Source organism: Kineococcus vitellinus (assembly GCF_009906315.1).
GTDB lineage: Bacteria > Actinomycetota > Actinomycetes > Actinomycetales > Kineococcaceae > Kineococcus > Kineococcus vitellinus.
In genome coordinates this window covers 1-5,837 of the sequence record NZ_JAAALL010000279.1, presented here as the reverse complement: position 1 = coordinate 5,837, position 5,837 = coordinate 1, and the positions used below count along the sequence as shown (strand labels likewise).

Genomic DNA, 5,837 nt, shown 5'->3' with positions numbered 1-5,837 from the left:
TCCTGGCACCCCGCCGCAAGACGCGCAAGATCAAGGTGGGCTCGGTCGACGTCGGCGGCGACGCGCCCGTCTCGGTGCAGTCGATGACGACGACCCCGACGACGAACATCAACGCCACGCTGCAGCAGATCGCCGAGCTGACCGCGACCGGCTGCGACATCGTCCGCGTCGCCTGCCCCACCAACGACGACGCCGAGGCGCTGCCGATCATCGCGAAGAAGTCGCAGATCCCGGTCATCGCCGACATCCACTTCCAGCCCAAGTACGTCTTCGCGGCCATCGAGGCCGGGTGCGCGGCGGTGCGGGTCAACCCGGGCAACATCCGCAAGTTCGACGACCAGGTCAAGGAGATCGCGCAGGCGGCCAAGGACCACGGCACCTCGATCCGCATCGGCGTCAACGCCGGTTCCCTCGACCCGCGCCTGCTGGCCAAGCACGGCAAGGCCACGCCCGAGGCCCTGGTGGAGTCCGCGGTCTGGGAGGCCTCCCTCTTCGAGGAGCACGACTTCCACGACTTCAAGATCTCGGTCAAGCACAACGACCCCGTGGTCATGGTCCGGGCCTACGAGCTGCTCTCCGAGCGCGGCGACTGGCCGCTGCACCTCGGCGTCACCGAGGCCGGCCCCGCCTTCCAGGGCACCATCAAGTCCGCCACCGCCTTCGGGGCGCTGCTGTCGCAGGGCATCGGCGACACCATCCGGGTCTCGCTGTCCGCGCCGCCGGTGGAGGAGGTCAAGGTCGGCATCCAGATCCTGCAGTCGCTGAACCTGCGCCCGCGCAAGCTGGAGATCGTCTCCTGCCCCTCCTGCGGGCGCGCGCAGGTCGACGTCTACTCCCTGGCCGAGGCCGTCACCGAGGGCCTGGAGGGGCTGAGCGTGCCGCTGCGCGTGGCCGTCATGGGCTGCGTCGTCAACGGCCCCGGCGAGGCCCGCGAGGCCGACCTCGGCGTCGCCAGCGGCAACGGCAAGGGGCAGATCTTCGTCAAGGGCGAGGTCATCAAGACCGTCCCCGAGCACGCCATCGTCGAGACCCTCATCGAGGAGGCCAACCGCCTGGCCGCCGAGATGGGCGAGCCCGGGGACGACGCGAGCGCCGGCTCCCCGGTCGTGACGGTCGGCTGAGCTCCGGCCGAGCCCCGACGGCACCGGCCGCACCGGCGGCACCGACGGGTCGCCTCGACCAGCGGGCGTTCTCGCGACAGGATGCGGGGGTGCACCTGACCCCCTCCGCGGCTCCCGGGTCGGCCCGGGCGGGCTCCCTGCGCGTCCTCACCGGCTCCGACGCGCCCGCGCTGCTGCGGCTGTGCGACCGCGACCCCGTCGGCAACCTCTTCGTCTCCGCGCGCCTGCTGGGGCTCGTCTCGCGCGCGGGCACCGACCTCGGCGGGCAGGTGTGGGGCTGGTTCGAGGACGAGGAGCTGGTCTCGGCCTGCTGGGCCGGGGCCAACCTCGTGCCCGTGGAGGCCACCCCGCGGGCGCTGGACGCCTTCGCCGAGCACGCCCGCGCGCAGGGGCGGCGCTGCTCGTCCCTGGTCGGGCCGGCCGAGGCCGTGCTGGCCCTGTGGCAGCGCCTGGAGCCGCACTGGCGCGGGGTGCGGGAGGTGCGCGCCCAGCAGCCGCTCATGGTCTGCGACACCGAGCCGCTGGTGGCCCCCGACCCCGCCGTGCGCCGCTCGACGCTGCGCGAGCTGGACCTCGTCGTGCCCGCCTGCGTGGCGATGTTCACCGAGGAGATCGGCTACGCGCCCGCACCCCCGGACGGCGGCGGCGCCTACCGCGCCCGCATCGCCGAGCTCGTCTCCACCGGGCGCTCCTTCGTGCGCGTGGAGGCCGGTCCCGCCGGCCCCGAGGTCGTCTTCAAGGCCGAGCTGGGCGCGGTCTCCCCGAAGGTCGTCCAGGTGCAGGGCGTGTGGGTGCCGCCGCACCGGCGCGGCGAAGGGCTCTCCGAGCCGGGGATGGCCGCCGTCGTGGACGCCTGCCGCGCCGACGGCGTGGAGTCGGTCTCGCTGTACGTCAACGACTACAACACCCGCGCGCTGGCGGCGTACCGCCGCGTCGGCTTCCGCGAGGTCGGCACCTTCGCCACCGTCCTGTTCTGAGGCCCTGCGCCCGGGGCGCGAGAACGCCGGTGAGGCGGGCGCCGGTGCGCCGATATCCTCGTGCCCGTGCTGATGCGGATGTCGACCCTGTTCCTGCGGACCCTGCGGGAGGACCCGGTCGAGGCCGAGGTCGCCAGCCACAAGCTGCTGGTGCGCGCCGGCTACGTGCGCCGGGCCGCGCCGGGCATCTACACCTGGCTGCCGCTGGGGCTGCGGGTGCTGCGCAAGGTCGAGCAGGTCGTCCGCGAGGAGATGGACGCCGCCGGCGCCCAGGAGGTCCACTTCCCGGCGCTGCTGCCGCGCGAGCCCTACGAGGCCACGAACCGCTGGAGCGACTACGGCGACGGCATCTTCAAGCTCAAGGACCGCAAGGGCGCCGACTACCTGCTGGCCCCCACCCACGAGGAGATGTTCACCCTCCTGGTGAAGGACCTGTACTCCTCGTACAAGGACCTGCCGCTGTCGCTGTACCAGATCCAGACCAAGTACCGCGACGAGGCGCGTCCGCGCGCCGGGATCATCCGCGGCCGCGAGTTCACCATGAAGGACTCCTACAGCTTCGACGTCGACGACGCGGGGCTGGAGAAGTCCTACGAGCTGCACCGCCAGGCCTACATCCGCATCTTCCAGCGCCTCGGGCTGGACTTCGTCGTCGTCTCGGCGATGTCGGGGGCCATGGGCGGCTCGCGCAGCGAGGAGTTCCTGCACCCGACGCCCATCGGGGAGGACACCTTCGTCCGTTCCCCCGGGGGCTACGCCGCGAACGCCGAGGCCGTCACGACGCTGGCCCCGCCCGCGGTCCCCTTCGACGGGCTGCCCGCCGCGCACGTCGAGGACACCCCCGACACCCCCACGATCGAGACGCTCGTCGCGGTCGCCAACGAGGAGCACCCCCGCGCGGACCGCCCGTGGACCGCGGCGGACACCCTCAAGAACGTCCTCGTCGTCCTGCGCCACCCCGACGGCACCCGCGAACCGCTGGCCGTCGGCGTGCCCGGCGACCGCGAGGTCGACCCCAAGCGGCTGGAGGCAGCCCTGTCGCCGGCGGAGGTGGAGGCCTTCGAGGCCGCCGACTTCGCGAAGCACCCGGCCCTGGTCAAGGGCTACATCGGTTCCGGTGTCCTGGGCACGGAGAACGCCAGCGGCATCCGCTACCTCGTCGACCCCCGCGTCGTCGACGGCACCGCCTGGATCACCGGCGCCGACGAGAGCGGCAAGCACGTCTTCGACCTCGTCGCGGGCCGCGACTTCACCCCCGACGGGTTCGTCGAGGCCGCCGAGGTGAAGGCCGGCGACCCCGCGCCCGACGGCTCCGGCCCGCTGGAGCTGGCCCGCGGCATCGAGATCGCGCACATCTTCGCCCTGGGCCGCCGCTTCGCGCAGGCCCTGGACCTGAAGGTGCTCGACGAGAACGGCAAGCAGGTCGTGGTCACGATGGGCTCCTACGGCGTGGGCGTCACCCGCGCCCTGGCCTGCGTGGCCGAGGGCAACCACGACGACAAGGGCCTGGTCTGGCCGCGGGCGCTGGCGCCCGCCGACGTCCACCTCGTCGCCACCGGCAAGGACCCGGAGGTGTTCACCACCGCCGAGCGCCTCGCCGGGGAGCTGACCGCCCAGGGGGTCGAGGTCCTCTACGACGACCGCCCCAAGGTGTCGCCGGGCGTGAAGTTCAAGGACGCCGAGCTCATCGGCGTGCCCACGATCCTCGTCGTGGGCAAGGGCCTGGCCGAGGGGGTCGTGGAGCTGCGCGACCGCCGCACCGGCGAGGCCGAGCAGGTCCCGGTGGCCGAGGCCGTCAGCCGCGCGGTCGCGGCCGTGCGCGCCTGAGGCGCCGCCCGCGCGGGGCCAGGCGCGCCGCGACGGTGGTCCCCGCGACCACCGCCGCGGCGGCGCCGGCCGCCACCGCCGCCGCCGTGGAGGGGTTCTCACCGCCCGCGCGGCCCGCGGCGACCCAGCCCAGCCCCCACACCAGGCCCGCGCCGGGGGCCAGGCGCCCGCGCGAGCGCACCGCGGTCACCACCCCGACCGCCGCGGCCAGCGCCAGCACGCCGACCGCCCACGCCCCCTCACCGCTGCGCAGCCCCGCCTGGCGCAGCGCCGCGGCGGTGTTCGCCACCGTCGCGATGCTCACCCAGCCCAGGTAGAGGCCGGTCGTGCCGTCGACGACGACGGCCTCCACGAGCGAGCGCGGGCCGCGCTCCAGCAGGCGGGTGAAGGCGACCACGAGCACCACCAGCAGCGCGGCGATGACCGCGACGGAGGCGGCCAGCTGCCCCGCCTGCACCGTGAGGATCCAGGCGGCGTTGAGGACCAGGGAGGCGGCCGTCCACCACCCGGTCCGCCGCTGGCGGGCGTCCTCGCGCTGCGCGGGCAGCGCCTGCCACACCGCGTGGGCCACCAGCCCCGCGTAGACGACCCCCCAGATGCCGAACGCCGGCCCGGCGGGGGCGACGAGCGTGGCCGAGGCGGACAGCGCACCGCCGGCGGCCTCGGCGACCGGCGTGCCGCCGAAGGCGCCGGAGCCGACCGCCGAGCCCGCCACCGCGAGCGCGGCGCCGGCGACGACGGCCGCCCGCCGGGCGCCGTCGGGCGTGCCGGAGCGGGTGCCGGAGCGGGTGCGGGGCAGGGCGGCGTCGCTCACCCGACGATCGTGGCCGCGCCGCCCCGCCCGCGCCAGCCCGCGGGCCGCACCCGGCCCGTCAGGGGGCGAGCAGCCACTGCGGGCGCCCCAGGTAGCGCCGGGCGACCTCCACCGTCCCCGGCAGCTGCGCCGCCCACACCGCGGGCGGCAGCGCGTCCTCGCGGTGCGTGGTCGTCCAGCCCAGCAGCTGCAGCCGGCGCACCATCGACAGCGCGGTGGCGAGCTCCAGGTCCGCCTCGCGCAGCCGGCGCACCCGGCCGTAGCCCTCCAGCCACGCCGCCGCCAGCGCCGGCGCGTGCTCCTCGTGCTCCAGGAAGCTCAGCGCGGCGGCGAAGTCCCACAGCAGCCAGCTGGTCCCGCAGTCGTCGAAGTCGATGACGGTCAGCCGCCCGGCCCCGTCGACCACGACGTTGGAGGGGCGCAGGTCGGCGTGCACGAGGCCGGTGGTCCCGGCGTCGGCGCCCAGGCGCTCCAGGACCGCGCGGGCGGCGGCCTCCGCGCGCTCGCACACCGCCCGCTCACCCGGTCCCAGCGGCGCCGCCCGCCAGTCGCCCCAGCGGCTGGTGGCGCCCAGCGCGTCCGCCAGCGCCCAGCCGAAGCGGCGGAAGCCCCGCGGCTGGACCCAGCCGCGGGCGTGCTCGTGCAGCCGCGCCGCCGTCGCGCCGATCTCGCGGTAGGTGCCCACCAGCGCGGCGGGGGAGCCCAGCCGGTCCTCCAGCACCTGCCCGTCGACGTGGGAGAAGGCCACGGCGCACCAGCGGCCGCCGTCGGGGCCGGTCGTCTCGTGCACCAGCGAGCCGTCGGCCAGCGCGAGGACGGCGGGGACGCGCACCTCGGTCTCGGCGGCGATCGCGCGCACCCACGCCAGCTCGGCGGCGATCTCGGCCGGGTCGACGTAGCCCGGGCGGTGCAGGCGCAGCACGGCGTGCGCGGCGCCGGCCACGTCGACCCGGAAGGTGGCGTTCTCGGAGACGGTGATGAGGTGCAGCGCCGTCGCGGCCGGGTCCAGGCCCCAGGCGCGGGTGACGGACGCGGTGAGCCAGCCGGGCGCCTCGTCGCCGCGGCGCAGCGCGGTGAGGGTGGCGAAGGCGGCGGGTG

5 protein-coding genes are annotated in these 5,837 nt (G+C 75.6%); 3 read left to right on the top strand and 2 right to left on the bottom strand.

The annotated features are described in order from the left end of the window. Positions 1-2: 2 nt before the first annotated feature. The 3 genes from ispG (at position 3) to GTQ99_RS18840 (ending at position 3,925) form a co-directional block, all read left to right on the top strand. A complete protein-coding gene (gene ispG / locus GTQ99_RS18850; protein ID WP_205707792.1) occupies positions 3-1,121 on the top strand; it encodes a flavodoxin-dependent (E)-4-hydroxy-3-methylbut-2-enyl-diphosphate synthase in 1,119 nt (372 codons plus the stop codon). A gap of 95 nt (positions 1,122-1,216) precedes the next feature. After that, on the top strand, positions 1,217-2,098 hold the full coding sequence (locus GTQ99_RS18845) for a GNAT family N-acetyltransferase (RefSeq protein WP_205707795.1): 882 nt from the start codon (positions 1,217-1,219) through the stop codon (positions 2,096-2,098). Between the two features lie 66 nt (positions 2,099-2,164). After that, positions 2,165-3,925: a proline--tRNA ligase gene (locus GTQ99_RS18840; RefSeq protein WP_166617257.1), complete on the top strand. Its 1,761-nt coding sequence runs from the start codon at positions 2,165-2,167 to the stop codon at positions 3,923-3,925. Here the strand turns inward: GTQ99_RS18840 and GTQ99_RS18835 are convergent. Beyond that, complete coding sequence (locus GTQ99_RS18835; protein WP_338075111.1) at positions 3,894-4,739, bottom strand: tryptophan-rich sensory protein; 846 nt, start codon at positions 4,737-4,739, stop codon at positions 3,894-3,896. The genes GTQ99_RS18840 and GTQ99_RS18835 overlap by 32 nt on opposite strands. Positions 4,740-4,797: 58 nt before the next feature. Beyond that, on the bottom strand, positions 4,798-5,837 hold a 1,040-nt coding region (locus tag GTQ99_RS18830; RefSeq protein ID WP_166617256.1), incomplete at its 5' end, for a phosphotransferase enzyme family protein.